Annotated in this window: 15 protein-coding genes; 11 read left to right on the forward strand and 4 right to left on the reverse strand. The window is 68.6% G+C overall.

Annotation, left to right across the window (positions count from 1 at the left end):
- The first annotated feature begins 48 nt into the window (after positions 1-48).
- The 6 genes from hda to WKR98_RS20245 all read left to right on the forward strand — a co-directional run bounded on the left by hda (position 49) and on the right by WKR98_RS20245 (position 6,352).
- On the forward strand, positions 49-771 hold the full coding sequence (gene hda / locus WKR98_RS20220; RefSeq protein WP_341434523.1) for a DnaA regulatory inactivator Hda: 723 nt from the start codon (positions 49-51) through the stop codon (positions 769-771).
- Positions 768-1,460: an HAD family hydrolase gene (locus WKR98_RS20225; protein WP_124690585.1), complete on the forward strand. Its 693-nt coding sequence runs from the start codon at positions 768-770 to the stop codon at positions 1,458-1,460. Before hda ends, WKR98_RS20225 begins: the two co-directional genes overlap by 4 nt.
- Positions 1,457-2,860, forward strand: coding sequence for a polynucleotide adenylyltransferase PcnB (pcnB, locus tag WKR98_RS20230; protein WP_124690586.1), 1,404 nt, complete (start codon positions 1,457-1,459; stop codon positions 2,858-2,860). The genes WKR98_RS20225 and pcnB overlap by 4 nt, the downstream gene beginning before the upstream one ends.
- Positions 2,857-3,345, forward strand: a complete 489-nt coding sequence (gene folK / locus WKR98_RS20235; protein ID WP_341434524.1) for a 2-amino-4-hydroxy-6-hydroxymethyldihydropteridine diphosphokinase — start codon at positions 2,857-2,859, stop codon at positions 3,343-3,345. Before pcnB ends, folK begins: the two co-directional genes overlap by 4 nt.
- 170 nt (positions 3,346-3,515) lie before the next feature.
- Positions 3,516-5,666 (forward strand): copper-transporting P-type ATPase, encoded by a 2,151-nt coding sequence (locus tag WKR98_RS20240; protein WP_124690588.1) that lies wholly within the window; start codon positions 3,516-3,518, stop codon positions 5,664-5,666.
- A 68-nt stretch (positions 5,667-5,734) separates the two neighbouring features.
- Positions 5,735-6,352, forward strand: a complete 618-nt coding sequence (locus WKR98_RS20245; RefSeq protein ID WP_124690589.1) for an LON peptidase substrate-binding domain-containing protein — start codon at positions 5,735-5,737, stop codon at positions 6,350-6,352.
- Between the two features lie 7 nt (positions 6,353-6,359).
- Here the strand turns inward: WKR98_RS20245 and WKR98_RS20250 are convergent, their stop codons facing one another.
- A complete protein-coding gene (locus WKR98_RS20250; protein WP_202865646.1) occupies positions 6,360-6,977 on the reverse strand; it encodes a GNAT family N-acetyltransferase in 618 nt (205 codons plus the stop codon).
- Positions 6,978-7,039: 62 nt separating this feature from the next.
- The gene (locus tag WKR98_RS20255) at positions 7,040-7,930 is read right to left on the reverse strand and encodes a LysR family transcriptional regulator (RefSeq protein ID WP_341434525.1); all 891 of its coding nucleotides are present in this window, start codon (positions 7,928-7,930) and stop codon (positions 7,040-7,042) included.
- 108 nt (positions 7,931-8,038) lie between these two features.
- Here WKR98_RS20255 and WKR98_RS20260 point away from each other — a divergent pair, with 108 nt between their 5' ends.
- The 5 genes from WKR98_RS20260 to WKR98_RS20280 are packed head-to-tail and all read left to right on the forward strand — an operon-like array spanning position 8,039 to position 12,821.
- Entirely contained in the window at positions 8,039-9,040 is a 1,002-nt protein-coding gene (locus tag WKR98_RS20260; protein ID WP_341434526.1) for a hydroxyacid dehydrogenase, read from the forward strand.
- Positions 9,027-9,719, forward strand: coding sequence for an RraA family protein (locus tag WKR98_RS20265; protein WP_341434527.1), 693 nt, complete (start codon positions 9,027-9,029; stop codon positions 9,717-9,719). The genes WKR98_RS20260 and WKR98_RS20265 overlap by 14 nt, the downstream gene beginning before the upstream one ends.
- Positions 9,720-9,758: 39 nt before the next feature.
- Positions 9,759-10,739 (forward strand): Bug family tripartite tricarboxylate transporter substrate binding protein, encoded by a 981-nt coding sequence (locus WKR98_RS20270; RefSeq protein ID WP_341434528.1) that lies wholly within the window; start codon positions 9,759-9,761, stop codon positions 10,737-10,739.
- A 7-nt stretch (positions 10,740-10,746) separates the two neighbouring features.
- Positions 10,747-11,946, forward strand: a complete 1,200-nt coding sequence (locus WKR98_RS20275; RefSeq protein WP_341434529.1) for a CaiB/BaiF CoA transferase family protein — start codon at positions 10,747-10,749, stop codon at positions 11,944-11,946.
- Positions 11,943-12,821 carry a citryl-CoA lyase gene (locus tag WKR98_RS20280; protein WP_341434530.1) on the forward strand — a complete coding sequence of 293 codons (879 nt, stop codon included), beginning with the start codon at positions 11,943-11,945 and terminating at the stop codon, positions 12,819-12,821. Before WKR98_RS20275 ends, WKR98_RS20280 begins: the two co-directional genes overlap by 4 nt.
- Here WKR98_RS20280 and WKR98_RS20285 read toward each other — a convergent pair.
- Both WKR98_RS20285 and WKR98_RS20290 read right to left on the reverse strand, forming a co-directional pair.
- Complete coding sequence (locus WKR98_RS20285) at positions 12,782-13,744, reverse strand: D-2-hydroxyacid dehydrogenase family protein (RefSeq protein ID WP_341434531.1); 963 nt, start codon at positions 13,742-13,744, stop codon at positions 12,782-12,784. The two genes, WKR98_RS20280 and WKR98_RS20285, sit on opposite strands and share 40 nt — an antisense overlap.
- On the reverse strand, positions 13,741-15,105 hold the full coding sequence (locus WKR98_RS20290; RefSeq protein ID WP_341434532.1) for a CapA family protein: 1,365 nt from the start codon (positions 15,103-15,105) through the stop codon (positions 13,741-13,743). The genes WKR98_RS20285 and WKR98_RS20290 overlap by 4 nt, the downstream gene beginning before the upstream one ends.
- Positions 15,106-15,110: the final 5 nt, after the last annotated feature.

Consider the following 15,110-nt stretch of genomic DNA (forward strand, 5'->3'; position numbering starts at 1 on the left):
CCCCAACGCCATGATCGTCCGACGCTGCGGGTCTCTTAGCCGCACCTCATGAAGCAGTTGCTACTCGACGTTCTTGCCGCGCCGGCTCCGTCCCTGGAAAACTATGTCGCGGGCCCCAATACCGAGGCCCTGGCGAGCCTGCGCGCGCTGGCGCCCGGCCGCGCCGTCTACCTCTGGGGCCCCGCCGGCTGCGGCCGCACCCACCTGTTGCGGGCCTTGTCCGACCGGCCCGGCGCGCTCTACCTGGACAGCCACAGCCCCGTGTCGGCCTACCGCCGCACGGCCCAGCCCGAGGAGTCCGACGTCCGCCCGGCGTTGATCGCCGTCGACGACCTGCACCTCCTGGACGAACCCCGGCTTGCCAGCGTGTTCTCGCTGTACAACCGCTGGCGCGAAACCTCGGCCACCGACATCGCCCTGTCGCTGATCGTGGCCGGCGAACGCGCGCCGGGCCAGCTCGAGATCCGCGAGGACCTGCGCACCCGCCTGGGCTGGGACCTGGTCTTCCGGCTGGAAGTGCTGTCCGATGCCGAGAAGACCGACGCCCTGATCCGCCAGGCCGCCAGCCGCGGGCTGCAGCTCGCGCCCGAGGTGGTGAACTGGATTCTTACCCACTACGAGCGGGACATGCGCCAGCTGGCCGCTCTGCTCGATGCCCTGGACCGCTATTCGCTGGCGGCCAAGCGCCCGATCACGCTGCCGCTGTTGCGCGCCATGCTGGCCGAACAGCCCCCACCGTCCTCCATTCAGTCGTATTCTTCGTTGTCATGATCCCCACCCAAGCGCCACCTGCCCGCCTCGCCCTGTTCGACCTGGACCACACCCTGCTGCCGCTCGACAGCGACTACCGGTGGGCCGATTTCCTCGCCCGCGCCGGCCACGTCGGCGACCCCGTGGCCGCCCGCGCCCGGAACGAAGAGCTGATGCAGCGCTACGACGCCGGCAAGCTGACCGCGATGGAGTCGGCCGAGTTCATGCTGGGCCTCCTGGCCCGCAGCACCCCCTACGACCTGGCCCGCTGGCACGAGGACTTCATGGCCGAGGTGATCCGCCCCGCCATCTCCGACCAGGCCATCGCGCTGGTGCGCGAGCACCTGGAGGCGGGCGACCTGTGCGCCATCGCCACCTCGACCAACACCTTCGTGACCGCGCCCATCGCGCGCGCCTTCGGCATCCCCGTGCTGCTGGGCACCGAGCCGGAATACACCGCCGGCCGCTACACCGGCCGCATCCAGGGCATCCCGTGCTTCCGCGAAGGCAAGGTGGTGCGCGTCAACCAGTGGCTGGCCGGCCACGGCTGGCAGTTGTCGGATTTCCGGCAGTCTTTCTTCTATAGCGACTCGATGAACGATGTCCCGCTGCTCGAAGCGGTGACCGACCCGATCGCTGCCAACCCATCCGCCGCGCTGCGCGAACTGGCGCGCGAACGAGGCTGGCGCATCACGGACCTGTTCGCATGATCAAGAAGCTCATCAGCAAGCTCTTCACCCCCCGCGCGGCGCGCCCCATCCTGAGCGTCAAGCGGCATGCGCCGCTGCGCGTGCCCCAGGCCAAGCACGGCATCGACCGCCGGCTGGTCTCGCGCCATGCGATCAAGGTCTGCGACGTGCTGCACGAGAACGGCTTCGAGGCCTACATCGTCGGCGGCGCCGTGCGCGATCTGATCGTGGGCGCCCAGCCCAAGGACTTCGACGTGGCCACCAACGCCACGCCGGAACAGATACAGCCGCTGTTCCGCCGCGCCCGTATCATCGGCCGCCGCTTCCGCCTGGTGCACGTGGTGTTCGGCCAGGAGATCATCGAAACCTCCACCTTCCGCGCTTCGGGCTCGGACGAACAGACCACCGACGAACACGGCCGCATCCTGCGCGACAACGTCTTCGGCACGCTGGAGGAAGACGCCGCGCGGCGGGACTTCACGCTGAACGCGCTGTACTACGACCCCGCCACCGAGATCGTCATCGACTATCACGACGGCGTGGCCGACCTGAAGAAGAAAACCGTCAGCATCATCGGCGACGCGTCCAAACGCTACCGCGAGGACCCGGTCCGCATGCTGCGCGGCATGCGCTTCGCCGCCAAGCTGGACTTTGCCATCGCGCCGTCCACGCTCGCGCCCATACGCGAGATGGCCCACCTGATCGAGAACGTGCCTGCGTCGCGTCTGTTCGACGAGATGCTGAAGATGCTGACCTGCGGCCACGCGCTGGACTGCCTGCGCCGGCTGCGCGCCGAGGGCCTGCACAAGGGCCTGCTGCCGCTGCTGGACGTGGTGCTGGAGCAGCCCGGGGGCGAACGCTTCGTGAAGCTGGCCCTGGAACGCACCGACGTGCGCGTGCGTAGCGGCAAGTCGGTCAGCCCCAGCTTCCTGTTCGCCGCGCTGCTGTGGCAGCAGGTCAACCACCGCTGGCAGCAGTACCGCGCCGACGGCGAACTGCCCATGCCCGCCCTGGGCATGGCCGTGGATTCCGTGCTGGACGACCAGACCGAGAAGCTCGCCATCCAGCGCCGCTTCGTGTCCGACATGCGCGAGATCTGGTTCATGCAGCCGCGCTTCGAGCGGCGCCAGAGCAAGGGCGCCTGGCGCATGCTCGAACAGCCTCGCTTCCGTGCCGCCTGCGATTTCCTGCAATTGCGCGCCGCCGCCGGCGAGGTCGACAGCGCGCTGGCGCAATGGTGGATGGACCTGGCCGACGCCAGCGACGCGGCGCGCGCCGAGATGCTGGAAGACCTGGCCCGCCAGCCACGCGCGGCCGGGGAAGCCACGGCTCCCCGCAAGCGCCGCCGGCGCAGCGGCCGTTCGCGCCAGGGGGGCCCGGCCGAGGGCGGACCGGAAGGCGGCACCCCGGTAGCCGGATGAACGCACCCGCCTGGCAGACGGCCTGGGTGGGATTGGGCGCAAACCTGGGCGACCCGGCCGCCACCCTGCGCGAAGCGCTGGCCGCGCTGGCCGCCCATCCCCAGGTGCGGCAGGACGCGCTCTCCCGCTTCTACCGCACCGGGCCGATCGACTCCAGCGGTCCCGACTACGTCAATGCCGTCGTGCGCCTGCACACCACGCTGCCTCCTCTGGCGCTGCTGGACCTGCTCCAGGACATCGAACGGCGCCACGGCCGCGAACGCCCCTATCGCAACGCTCCCCGCACGCTGGACCTGGACCTGCTGGCGGTCGACGGCCAGCGCCTGGACACGCCCCGGCTGACCCTGCCCCACCCCCGCATGCACCAGCGCGCCTTCGTGCTGCGCCCGCTGTCGGACATCGATCCGGGCATGACGCTGCCCCAGGGGCCGGTGGACGAACTGCTGCGCGCCTGCGCGGACCAGGCGGTGTTTCCGCTGGACTAGAAGCGGTCGTTGCGCTGGGCCAGGTCGTGTTGACGCCAACGAATGAAGATTGCATGCATATTCGCAGGTGCTCAATGCGATCCTGTACTCGGATCACGCACAAAAATACTTGACATTCCCATAGTGTCAAGGCGGAGCATCAAGCCTTGATCTGGCGCGAGGGGAACAGCATGAATCCGCATCACCATGACCATCATCAGTCTGGAGAACGGAGTGATGCGTCGGCTGGCACCATTTACACCTGCCCCATGCACCCCGAGGTGCGGCAGGACCACCCCGGCAATTGTCCCAAGTGCGGCATGACGCTGGAGCCGATCATTCCGCTGGCCGAGGAAGGCAACAGCGAGCTGATCGATTTTCAGCGCCGCTTTTGGTGGACGCTGCCCCTCACTCTGATCGTGACCGTCCTGGCCATGCTCGGCCATCGTCTGGGCTGGTTCGCCATGGCCACCCAGACCTGGGTCGAATTCGTGCTGTCGCTGCCCGTGGTGCTGTGGACAGGCTGGCCCTTCTTCGTGCGGGGCTGGCAATCGATCGTCCACCGCAGCCCGAACATGTGGACCTTGATCGCCCTGGGCTCGGGCGCCGCCTTCGTCTACAGCGTGGTCGCCACGGTGGCGCCGGGCGCTTTCCCCGACTCGTTCATGTTCATGGGCCGCGTGGCCGTCTACTTCGAAGCAGCGGTGGTCATCATTTCCCTGACCATGATGGGCCAACTTATCGAGTTGAAGGCACGCTCCCAGACCTCGGCGGCCATCAAGTCCCTGCTGGGCCTGGCGCCAAAGACTGCGCGGCGCATCAACGCGGACAGCAGCGAAGAGGATGTGCCGCTCAACCATGTTCATGTCGGCGACCTGCTGCGTGTGCGCCCTGGCGAGAAAATTCCGGTCGATGGCATCGTTACCGAAGGCAGCAGCGCGGTCGATGAATCCATGCTGACCGGCGAACCAGTGCCAGTGACCAAGCGTGCCGGTGCCCCGTTGATCGGGGCCACGCTGAACACCAGCGGCGCGCTGATCATGCGGTCCGAGAAAATCGGCGCGGCCACCATGCTGTCGCAGATCGTGCAGATGGTCGCCTCGGCCCAGCGCTCCAAGGCTCCCATGCAGCGCATGGCCGACGTGGTGGCGGGCAAGTTCGTCGTGGCGGTGGTGCTGATCGCCATCGCTACCTTTCTGGCCTGGGGCCTGTTCGGGCCGGAGCCCAGCTGGGTGTTCGGGCTGATCAATGCCGTGGCGGTGCTGATCATCGCCTGTCCCTGTGCTCTGGGCCTGGCCACCCCCATGTCGGTGATGGTGGCCACCGGGCGCGCCGCCACGCAGGGAGTGCTGTTCCGCGATGCCGGTGCCATCGAGAAGATGCGCGAGGTGGACACCCTCATCGTGGACAAGACCGGCACACTGACGGAAGGCAGACCCGCGTTCGACACCGCCGTTGCGGCGCCTGGCTTCACGCCCGATGAGGTTCTGAGGCTGGCGGCCAGTCTGGACCAGGGCAGCGAACACCCGCTGGCAGATGCGATTGTCAGCGCAGCGCGAGCCAAGGGCCTGCCGCTGGCCAAACCGGCCGATTTCGAGTCGGACAGCGGCATCGGCGTGCGCGGCACGGTCGAGGGACGGCGGCTGGCATTGGGCAACACGGCCTTGATGGAGCAGGAAAGCGTGGCGGTTTCGTCCCTGCAGGCTGACGCAGAGCGCCTGCGCGGTGAAGGCGCCAGCATCATGCACCTGGCTGTCGACGGGCGGTTCGCGGGCATTCTGGCGGTGACCGACCCCATCAAAGCCAGCACGCCCGGCGCCATCCGAACCCTGCACGCCAGCGGTCTGCGCATCGTGATGGCGACTGGAGACGGTCTCACCACCGCCAAGGCCGTAGCGGCCAAGCTGGGTATCGATGAAGTGCATGGCGAGGTCAAGCCCGCCGACAAGCTGGCGCTGGTGGCGCGGCTGCAGCAAGAAGGCCATGTGGTTGCCATGGCGGGAGACGGCATCAATGACGCTCCCGCACTGGCAAAGTCCGACGTCGGGGTCGCCATGGGCACGGGCACTGACGTGGCAATGAACAGCGGTCAGATCACGCTGATCAAGGGCGACCTGCGCGGCATCGCGGCGTCGCGCGAGGTCTCCATCGATACGGTGCGCAATATGCGGCAGAACCTGATGTTTGCCTTCGTCTACAACGGTATTGGCGTACCGATTGCCGCCGGGGTTCTGTATCCGTTCACTGGCTGGCTCCTGTCGCCAATGATTGCGGCACTGGCGATGAGTCTGAGCTCGGCTTCGGTGATCTTCAATGCGCTGCGGCTGCGTGGCACGAAATAAGCGGCCTGCGCTGCATTCCTGGTAGAAGCGCTATCCTGGAGCCTCGGGCAACCAACCGCCTACCCGCCATGAACACGACCCCGCTCTTTCCGCTCAGCCGGGCGCTGTATCCCGAGGGCGTGCTGCACTTGCGCATCTTCGAGATCCGCTACCTCGACATGATCAAGCAATGCATCGCCGACCAGGCCTCGTTCGGCGTCGTGCCGCTGCTGGCCGGCCACGAGGTCCGCACGCCCGAAGGCACCGAGGTCCTGGCCGATTTCGGCACCATGGCGAAGATAGAACAGTGGGATGCGCCCATGCCAGGCCTGCTGCAACTGCGCTGCGTGGGAACGACCCGCTTTCGCCTGGTGTCGAGCGAACAGGGCAAATACGGTCTCTGGGTCGGGCAGGTCGAACCGCTGGCCGACGATCCCGTGGTCCCCATCCCGGATGCCCTGCAACCCGCGGCCAATACGCTGGGCCGCCTGATCGCCGACATCCAGCAGCATCAAGGCCCCCGCGCGGACCTGCCGATCGCGCCCCCCTTCCGGCTGGACGAATGCGCATGGGTGGCGAACCGCTGGGCGGAAATGCTGCCGCTGCTGCCGCCGCAACAGCGGCATCTGCTGGCCGACGACGATCCGGAAAGCCGCCTGGGCCAGATCCAGGACATCCTGAAACGGCGCAAGCTGCTGGTCGAATGAAAACCCCTCAGCCCGCGACCATTTCCATGGCCGGCTCGAGCCCCCTCTGGCGCATCGCGGCCTCGAGGCCGGCGCGCACCTGCGGCCATTCCTGATCGATGATGCTGTACAGGGCCGAATGCCGCCTGCGCCCGTCGGGCATGATGCGGTCGTTGCGCAGGATGCCTTCCAGCCGGGCGCCCAGCCGCTCGATGGCGCGGCGGGACTGCTGGTTCAATTCATCGGTCTGCAGTTGCACGCGCTGGCAGCCCAGCCCTTCGAAGGCATGGCGCAGCATCAGGTATTTGGCCTCGGTGTTGACGAAGGTCCGCTGCCACGAACCGCCTATCCAGGTGTAGCCGATCTCCCGCTTGCGATGCTCGGGCTCGATGCGGCAATAGCGGGTCGAGCCGACCACCCGGCCGTCCTCGCGCAGCGTGGTGGCGAAGGGCATGGACTCGCCTGTGCCGCGGGCGCGCAGCGCGGCCTCGATGTAGGCCTCGGCCGCTGCCGGCTCGGCGGGGATCTGGGTGTAGGGGGTGCGCCACGCGTCCTGGTCCCGCGCCGCCGCCGCCAGCGCCGCGGCATCCCCGCGCGCCAGGGGTCGCAGCACGACCAGGTTGCCGATTAATGAGTACTGCGACATCGCCATGCCCGCCTGTGCCTGAACCTTCGACCTCGCATTGTAGACAGGAGCCGCTCCGGCGCTCACTCCGAGGCCAGCCTGTCGAGCAGGTCGATGAGCCGCTGCGTGGCCGGCGTGAGCGGCCCGTGGGGATAGGTGATGCCGAGCTGCCGGGTCATGGTCGTTTCCTTCAGAGGGACCTCCCGCAGCATGCCCCGTGTCTTCGGGTGCTCCAGCGTCAGCCGGGACAGGAAGCACAGCAGGTCGGTCGAGCCGATCAGGTCGTGGATGGACGGCAGGGAGTTGGTTTCGATGTGGGGCGTGGGCTTGGGCAGGCCGCGCGCCGCGAAGGCGCTGTCCAGCCATTTCCGGCTGGACACGGGCGGCGTGGGCAAGATCCAGTGGTAGCCCTCGAGATCGCGCAGGCGCGGCGCGCGCAACTCGAAGATGGGGTGCTCCTGGCGCGCGGCAACCACTACGGTATCGTCGATGAAGCCGCGGCAGGCGAACTCGCTGTCGTTCTCGACGACGCCCACGATCATGTCCAGGCGTTCTTCGCGTATCTGCTCCTTCAGGAAGTAGCTGGTCCCGATCATGATTTCCAGCGACACCTTGGGAAGGTGCCGCAGCGCCAGGTTGCAGAGCCTGGGCAGCAGGTAGTCGGCGGTGATGGGTCCGCAGCCCACGCAGACCTTGCCCGCCGAGCCCGCCACGAAGTCCTTCATGTCGCTCAGGGTGCGGTCGTTGGTCTCGCGGATTTTCCGCGCCCGCAGGTAGAACTCCTTGCCCACCGCCGTCAGCACCAGGCCCCGCCCCTTGCGCTCGAACAGGTCCGCGCCCAGCTCTTCCTCCAGGCGCTGCACGCACTTGGTCAGCGCCGGCTGGCTGCGGTGCAGGACCTCGGACGCCTGGCCCAGGTGGCCCAGTTCGGCGATGACCTCGAAGTAGCGCAGATCCCGGATCTCGATATTCAATTCATTCCTCGCAGGAATCGATCAATCAAAATTATCGAATAGATATTCATATTACGCTCGGATGTAATGGCGCGAAAGCTCAGCCTGAGCCGCAACGAGACGCGCCACATGTCCCATACCGTATTCGTCACCGACACCACCCTGAGCCCCGCCGGACGGCGGGTCCTGGAGCAGGCGGGATGCCGCGTCCTGTTCATGAACCGCGCGGGCTGCGTCGAGGAGGTCGAGGCGGTGCTGGCCCGCGAGCCCGTGGACGCGGTGATATCGCGCACCGTCGACCTGCCGGCCGGCGCGATCGCGGCCTGCCCCACGCTGAAGGTCGTGTCCAAGCATGGCGTGGGGGTAAGCAACATCGACGTGCCGGCCTGCTCGTCCCGCGGCATCCCGGTCATGGTGACGCCCGGCGCCAATGCCCGCTCGGTGGCCGAATTGACGCTGGGCCTGATGCTGGCGGCCGCGCGCGGCATCGCGCACATGGACGCCGAGATGCGCGCCGGACGCTGGACCCGGCTGCGGACCGGCGTCGAGCTGCGCGGCAGGACCCTGGGTCTGGTCGGCTATGGGCAGGTGGCCCGCCTGGTCGCCGCCTATGGCGCGGCCCTGGGCATGCGCGTGACGGCCTACGACCCGCATGTCCGTCCGGCGCCGGACGACGGCGTCGAGATGCTGTCCGACCTGGATGAGCTTTTGCGAGCCTCCGACGTGCTCAGCCTGCATGTCCCCCTGACCCCCGCGACGCGCGCCTTCATCGGCGCCGAACAACTGGCCCGGCTGCCCGAGGGCGCGATCCTGATCAATACGGCGCGCGGCGAAGTCGTGGACGAGGCGGCCCTGGCCGATGCCCTGGTCCACGGCCGCCTGCATGCGGCGGGCCTGGACACCCTGGCCGTCGAACCCATGGCGCGGGACAACCCGCTGCGGCACTTGCCCAACGTGGTGCTGACGCCCCACGTCGGCGCCTCGACGCCGGCGGCGCTGGCCGCCATGGCGCAAAGCGCGGCCCGCAACGTTCTGGACTATCTCACCCGGGGCATCCTGCCCGAGGGCTGCGTCGTGAACATCACCGATCTGTCGAACACCCACCAAGGAGACAAGCATGTCCGGCAATAAGACCTGGCCGCCCGGCTACAGCATCGAGGAAATGCCGCGCCACCTGGACCCCGGGCTGATCGCCCGGTTTTCCGACGTCCCGGTGGCGGTGGCCGGCGACTGCATGGGGCGATCGCTGGGCGCCATGGGCCTGAAGGCCTATCACGACAATCTGCGCCTGGGTCTCTGCGGTCCCGCGTTGACCGTACAGGTACGCCCCGGCGACAACCTGATGATCCACAAGGCCCTGATGATGGCCCGACCCGGCGACATCATCGTCGTCGACGGCGGCGGCGACCTGACCCAGGCCTTGATCGGCGGCCTGATGCGCACCACCGCGCTGGCACGCCGGATCGGGGGCTTCGTCATCGACGGCGCCATCCGCGACCTGGTCGAGTGGGCCGATGGACGCATGCCCGTGTTCGCGCGGGGGCATACCCATCGCGGTCCCAGCAAGGAAGGCCCGGGCCGCATCAACGTGCCCATCGCCTGCGCGGGGCTGGCGGTCCTGCCCGGCGACCTGGTCATGGGCGATGCCGACGGCGTCATCTGCATTCCCGCCCGCGAGGCGGAGGCGCTGTTGCCGCGCGCGCAGGCGCACCTGCAGCGCGAAGACGCCATCCGGCGTTCCAACGAGCATGGCACGTCGGATCCCGAGCGCTTCGACGCCGTCCTGCGAGCCAAGGGCTTGCCCGTGTAGCACCCTGCTTTCCGATATAAACAATACGAGGAGACAACCATGAATCGCTATCGACAATACGCCGCCGCGACCGCCATGGCCGTATGCGCGCTGGCGGCGGGGTCCGCCGCGCGGGCCGCCGACGCCTATCCCAGCCAGCTCCTGAAACTGGTCGTGCCCTTCCCGCCGGGCGGCGGCACCGACACCATGGCCCGCTTCGTCGCCGCGGCGCTGACGGAAAAGTACAAATGGAACGTGATCGTGGAGAACCGGCCCGGCGCCGGCGGCATGGTCGGCCTGGGCGCCCTGGCCCGCGCGCCCGCCAACGGCTACAACCTGGCCCTGGGGCAGACCTCCAACCTGTCCATCAACCCCTACCTGTACACCAACGTTTCCTACAACGTCGCCAAGGACTTCGCCCCCGTCGTCTCGGTGGCGTCGCAGCCCATGGTCCTGGTGGTCAGCGCCGACAAGCCGTACAAGTCGGTGGCCGAACTGGTGAAGTTCGCCAAGGAGCATCCCGGCAAGCTCTCGGTGGGCAATGCGGGCACCGGCACGGTGGGCGACATCACCGGCCGCTACTTCGCCCACGAGGCCGGCATCGACGTCCTGCACGTGCCCTACAAGGGCGCGGCGCCCGCCATGAACGACCTGCTGGGCGGCCAGGTGGACATCTTCTTCGCCTCGACGCCCGCGGCCATGTCCCAGGTCGACAACCCCAAGGTGCGGATGCTGGCCATCACCACGCTCAAGCCCATTCCGCAGTTGCCCGCCGTCCCGCCGCTGGCCGATACGCTGCCGGGCTTCGAGGCCGCCTCCAAGACCGGCCTGCTCATGCCGGCCGGCACGCCCCAGGCGGCGGTGGATGCCGTCAACAAGGCGGTGAACGACGTACTCAAGAGCCAGGACCTGCAGCGCAAGATCATGGACGAGGGCAACGTGGTGCTGGGGGGAACGGTGCAGGAGTTCACCGACACCATCGCCAGCGATTCCGCCAAGTGGTCCGGGATCATCAAGGACGCCAACATCCAGATCAAGTGACACACCCATGAGCAAGCCACTGCACTCCCTGCGCGTCCTCGACCTGACCAACGTGCTGGCGGGACCGTTCTGCTGCCAGCAACTGGCCTTGATGGGCGCGGAGGTCATCAAGGTGGAGGTGCCCGGTTCCGGCGACCTCGCCCGGCAGCTCGGGGCCGACCCCGAACTCAACCGGCGCGGCATGGGCCTGTCCTTCCTGGCGCAGAACGCGGGCAAGCGCTCGGTCACCGTCAACCTGAAACACCGGCGGGGCAAGGAGGCTTTCCTGCGGCTGGTGGCGACCGCCGACGTCGTCGTGGAGAACTTTCGCCCGGGCGTCATGGACCGCCTGGGGCTGGGCTTCGACGTCCTGCGCCGACACCGGCCGCGCCTGGTCTATTGCGCCATCTCCGGCTTCGGGCAAGACGGCCCGCTAAGCGGCCTGCCCGCCTACGACCAGATCATCCAGGGCATGTCCGGCACGATGAGCATCACGGGCGACGAGCGGACCGCGCCCTATCGCGTCGGCTACCCCATCGGCGACACCATAGGCGGCATGACGGCGGCCTTCGCGATCGCCGCCGAGCTGGCCGACGGCGCCCGCACCCAGGCACGCTTCATCGACGTCTCCATGCTGGAATCGGTCATCTCGACCATGGGATGGGTGGTGTCCAACTACCTGAACGCCGGGCACCGGCCCCGGCCGCTGGGCAACGAGAACTTCACCGCCAGCCCCTCGGGCACCTTCAGGACCGGTCGTGGACTGCTGAACATCGCCGCCAACAAGCAGGAACAGTTCGAGGCCCTGTGCCAGGCCGTGGGCCGGCCCGAGCTGGCGCGCGACAGCCGCTACGCCGACCGGCAGGCGCGCCTCGCCCATCGCGATCAGCTCAAGGCGGAGCTGGAACAGGCCCTGGCCGCCCGCCCCGCGGACGACTGGTGGCCCCTGCTTGCCGAGCGGGGCATACCCGCCGGGCCCGTCTACCAGGTGGACGAGATACTGGCGCACCCGCAGATACGCGACCGCGGCCTGATCGGCCGCTTCGCGCAGGTACCCGGCGCGGAACGCGACATCGCGGTCGTGCGCGGGGGATACAAGATCGACGGGCAGCCGCCGGCGGTCGATACGCCGCCGCCCGAACTGGGACAGGACACCGTGGCGCTGCTGGCGCAGTTGGGCTATACGGACGACGAGATCGCCGTGCTGAAAACCGAGGGGGCCATATGAACGACCACGCCGGCAACGAAGGACAGGCCTGCGGCCAATGGTGGCGCACCGGCATCATCGACATGCGGCCCGGCAGCATCCGCTATCGCGGCTATGCGGTGCAGGACCTGATCGGCAACCTGGGTTTCGCAGAAATGATCTGGCTCATGCTGCGCGGCGAACTGCCCGGGGCCGGCCAAGGCGCCCTGCTGGACGCGGCGCTGATGGCGGCGGTGGACCATGGGCCGCAAGCGCCCAGCATCGCCATCTCGCGCATGGCGATGACCTGCGGCGTCGGGCTGAACAACGCCATGGGCTCGGCGGTCAACGTGCTCGGCGACGTGCACGGCGGCGCGGGCGAACAGGCGGTCGAGCTGTACGGCGACATCGCGCGGCGTCTCGATACCGGCATCGACCTGGCCAACGCCGTGCGCGCCGGACTGGACGACTGCATCGCCCGCCGCGGCAAATACGTACCGGGATTCGGCCATCGCTTCCATCCCATCGATCCGCGCGCGGTACGCCTGATGGCGCTGATGGACGAGGCCATCGCGCAAGGGGTGATCCCGGGCCGCCACGTCGCCATCGCGCGGGCGGTGGAGTCCGAACTCCAGGCGCGCAAGGGGCGCCGTCTTCCCATGAACATCGACGGGGCCACCGCGGCCGTCTACGCCGAACTGGGCTTTCCGGCCGAACTCGCGCGAGGCCTGTTCTGCCTGTCCCGTTCGGTGGGCATCCTGGCCCATGCCTGGGAACAGCACGAGCAGGGCGGACGCAACAAGGGGCCCATCCCCCGGCAGTTCCTGCCGGTGTACGACGGCCACCCGCCGCGCGAACTACCGCCCGGCCGTGCCGGTCACGATCCGCGCACGCCGACGGGCGCGCCCGCCAGGTAGGCCTGCACGCCCGCCACGCTGGCCTGGTAGAAGCCCGCGATCGTCTCGCGCGTCGCATAGCCCAGGTGCGGTGTCAGCACGACGTTGTCCAGCCGGGTCAGCGGATGGCCGGCCGGCAGCGGTTCGGTCTCGAAGACGTCCAGCCCCGCGCCGCCCAGCCGGCCCTGCGCCAGCGCCTGGACCAGCGCCGCCTCGTCCACGATCGGCCCCCGGGCGGTGTTGACCAGCAGCGCGTCGGGCTTCATCAGCGCGAGCTCGCGCCGGCCGACCAGATGACGCGACCGTTCGCTCAGGACCACATGGATGCTGAGCACGTCCGACTGCGCGAACAGCTCGTCCTTGTCCACGCGCCGGACCTGGAAGGCGGCCGCCGCCTCGTCGGTCAGGTTGGGACTCCAGGCCACGACCCGCATGCCGAAGGCCTGGCCGATGGCGGCCATGCGCTGGCCCACCCGCCCCAGCCCCAGCAGCCCCAGGGTCTTGCCATCCAGCAGCATGCCGGCGGTACGCTGCCAGGCCCCCTCGCGCACGCCGCGGTCCTCGTAGGCGATGTGGCGGGCGGTGGCCAGTATCAGCCCCCAGGCCAGTTCGGGCGTCGCGTTGGAACCCTGGACGGCCGAGGACACGTGGGACACGACGACGCCCCGTTCGGTCGCCGCCTGCAGGTCCAGCGTGCGATGCGCCTTGCCCGTCACGGTCATGAACTCGAGGTTGGGCAGCCGCTCCAGCAGCGCGCGCGGCATGGGCGTGCGTTCACGCAGGTGGCAGAGGATGTGATACGGCTCGAGCACCTCGGCCGCCTCGTCCGGCACCGCCAGCTTGCGGTCGATCACGTCGATCCGGCACTGCCCTTCCAGCACCGACCAGTCGGCCGAGCGCAGCGCCAGGTGCAGATAGTCGTCCAGGATGGCCAGGCGCTTCATGGCAGGCGCAGGACGCCGACGTCCCCCTCGATGTCCAGGCGCGTGCCGAAGGGGCGGGACAGCCGGGCGACGCGCGCCAGGATGCGATGCGCGTCCTCGCCCCGGGCCAGCACCGGGCGGCCGCGCTGGCCCCGCGGCCGCCCGAACCCCATGTCGATGGGATACAGGTTGACCGCGGCCAGCTTGCCAGCCTCGAACCGGCAGGTGGCCAGACAGCCTTCCCAGAACTCGCGCGTGGCAGGGAAACCCCGGCTGTCGTTGCCGGTGCGCGCGTCCAGGAACTCGGAAGGCGTGGCGGCGGCATCCAGCCCGAACCGGCCGTAGGCCTCGGCGGGAAAGGCATTGATGGTTTCGTTCTGGAAAATGAAATTGCCCAGACTGTGGAAGATGGGCGCGCCCCGGTAGACCTCGACGCCCATGGTCAGGTGCGGGCCATGACCCGCCACCACGTGGGCGCCGGCGTCCACGGCCGCGCGGGCGAACTCGATGGCGAACTGCGCGGACTCTTCCAGCTCCACGTCGGTGGGCGCGGTGCGCTTGCCCGCACTGCCGAACTCGTGGCAATGGAAGGAAAAAATCACCCAGTCCGCCTGTTTGCGCGCCTCGCGGATGAAGCGCAGATTGGCTTCGGCATCCTTGGCGTCGACCTTGGTCGACACGGCGAAGCCCTTGCCACGGCGGAACTTCGCGCCCAGCAGGGCCACGCTGTCGTCGTCATTGCTGGGCACCTCGTGCGGCGCGTAGAACTGCGAGCGGTGCCGCACCTGCTCCTGCGCCATGCCCAGCTCGTCGCTGATGCGCCGCAGCGCCGCCAGCGATTCGTCGTCCACCGTATAGGACGTGGCGAACCCCAGGGGATTGATGCCAGGGCGGCCGGCGCTGTCGGAGCGCGCGTCGGCCGCGCGGTTCCAGGGCCGGTAGAACGACGTGGCCGAGACCAGGCCGACGCGGCCCGCGTTCGTTTCCAGGTAGCCCGGCCGGCGTGCCTCGGCCAGCGTACGGCCCGCGCCGGAGTACGGAATGCCGGCGCGGTCCAGGTGCGCCAGGCTGGCCAGCACCCCCGACACGCCGTAGTCGGTGGCATGGTTGTTGGCGATGGACACGATGTCCAGGCCCATCCACTTCAGGTCTTCCAGCAAGCCCGGCGCGGTGCTCATGGGCGTGCCCTGCGTGAAGTTGGGCACGCCTTCGCCGGACTCGCGCACGGTGGTCTCCAGGTTGCCGAAGCTGGCATCGGCGTCCCGCAGCAGATCGACCAGCGCCAGATAGTCGTCTTCGGCGTAAGGCTTCAAGGCCCTGGACAACATCATGTCGCCAACCAACGCCAGCTTGATACGGCCCCGCTCAGCTTCGTACAACATAGGCC

Source organism: Pigmentiphaga sp. YJ18 (assembly GCF_038066655.1).
In the GTDB taxonomy this organism is placed as follows: domain Bacteria; phylum Pseudomonadota; class Gammaproteobacteria; order Burkholderiales; family Burkholderiaceae_B; genus Pigmentiphaga.

Excerpts from the sequence above, each read along its gene's own strand:
- hda (WP_341434523.1), top strand. The coding sequence starts at position 49 with ATGAAGCAGTTGCTACTCGACGTTCTTGCCGCGCCGGCTCCGTCCCTG.
- WKR98_RS20285 (WP_341434531.1), bottom strand. The coding sequence starts at position 13,744 with ATGAAGCGCCTGGCCATCCTGGACGACTATCTGCACCTGGCGCTGCGC.
- WKR98_RS20260 (WP_341434526.1), top strand. The coding sequence starts at position 8,039 with ATGTCCCATACCGTATTCGTCACCGACACCACCCTGAGCCCCGCCGGA.
- WKR98_RS20265 (WP_341434527.1), top strand. The coding sequence starts at position 9,027 with ATGTCCGGCAATAAGACCTGGCCGCCCGGCTACAGCATCGAGGAAATG.
- WKR98_RS20240 (WP_124690588.1), top strand. The coding sequence starts at position 3,516 with ATGAATCCGCATCACCATGACCATCATCAGTCTGGAGAACGGAGTGAT.
- WKR98_RS20280 (WP_341434530.1), top strand. The coding sequence starts at position 11,943 with ATGAACGACCACGCCGGCAACGAAGGACAGGCCTGCGGCCAATGGTGG.
- WKR98_RS20275 (WP_341434529.1), top strand. The coding sequence starts at position 10,747 with ATGAGCAAGCCACTGCACTCCCTGCGCGTCCTCGACCTGACCAACGTG.
- WKR98_RS20270 (WP_341434528.1), top strand. The coding sequence starts at position 9,759 with ATGAATCGCTATCGACAATACGCCGCCGCGACCGCCATGGCCGTATGC.
- pcnB (WP_124690586.1), top strand. The coding sequence starts at position 1,457 with ATGATCAAGAAGCTCATCAGCAAGCTCTTCACCCCCCGCGCGGCGCGC.
- WKR98_RS20250 (WP_202865646.1), bottom strand. The coding sequence starts at position 6,977 with ATGTCGCAGTACTCATTAATCGGCAACCTGGTCGTGCTGCGACCCCTG.
- WKR98_RS20245 (WP_124690589.1), top strand. The coding sequence starts at position 5,735 with ATGAACACGACCCCGCTCTTTCCGCTCAGCCGGGCGCTGTATCCCGAG.
- folK (WP_341434524.1), top strand. The coding sequence starts at position 2,857 with ATGAACGCACCCGCCTGGCAGACGGCCTGGGTGGGATTGGGCGCAAAC.
- WKR98_RS20225 (WP_124690585.1), top strand. The coding sequence starts at position 768 with ATGATCCCCACCCAAGCGCCACCTGCCCGCCTCGCCCTGTTCGACCTG.
- WKR98_RS20290 (WP_341434532.1), bottom strand. The coding sequence starts at position 15,105 with ATGTTGTACGAAGCTGAGCGGGGCCGTATCAAGCTGGCGTTGGTTGGC.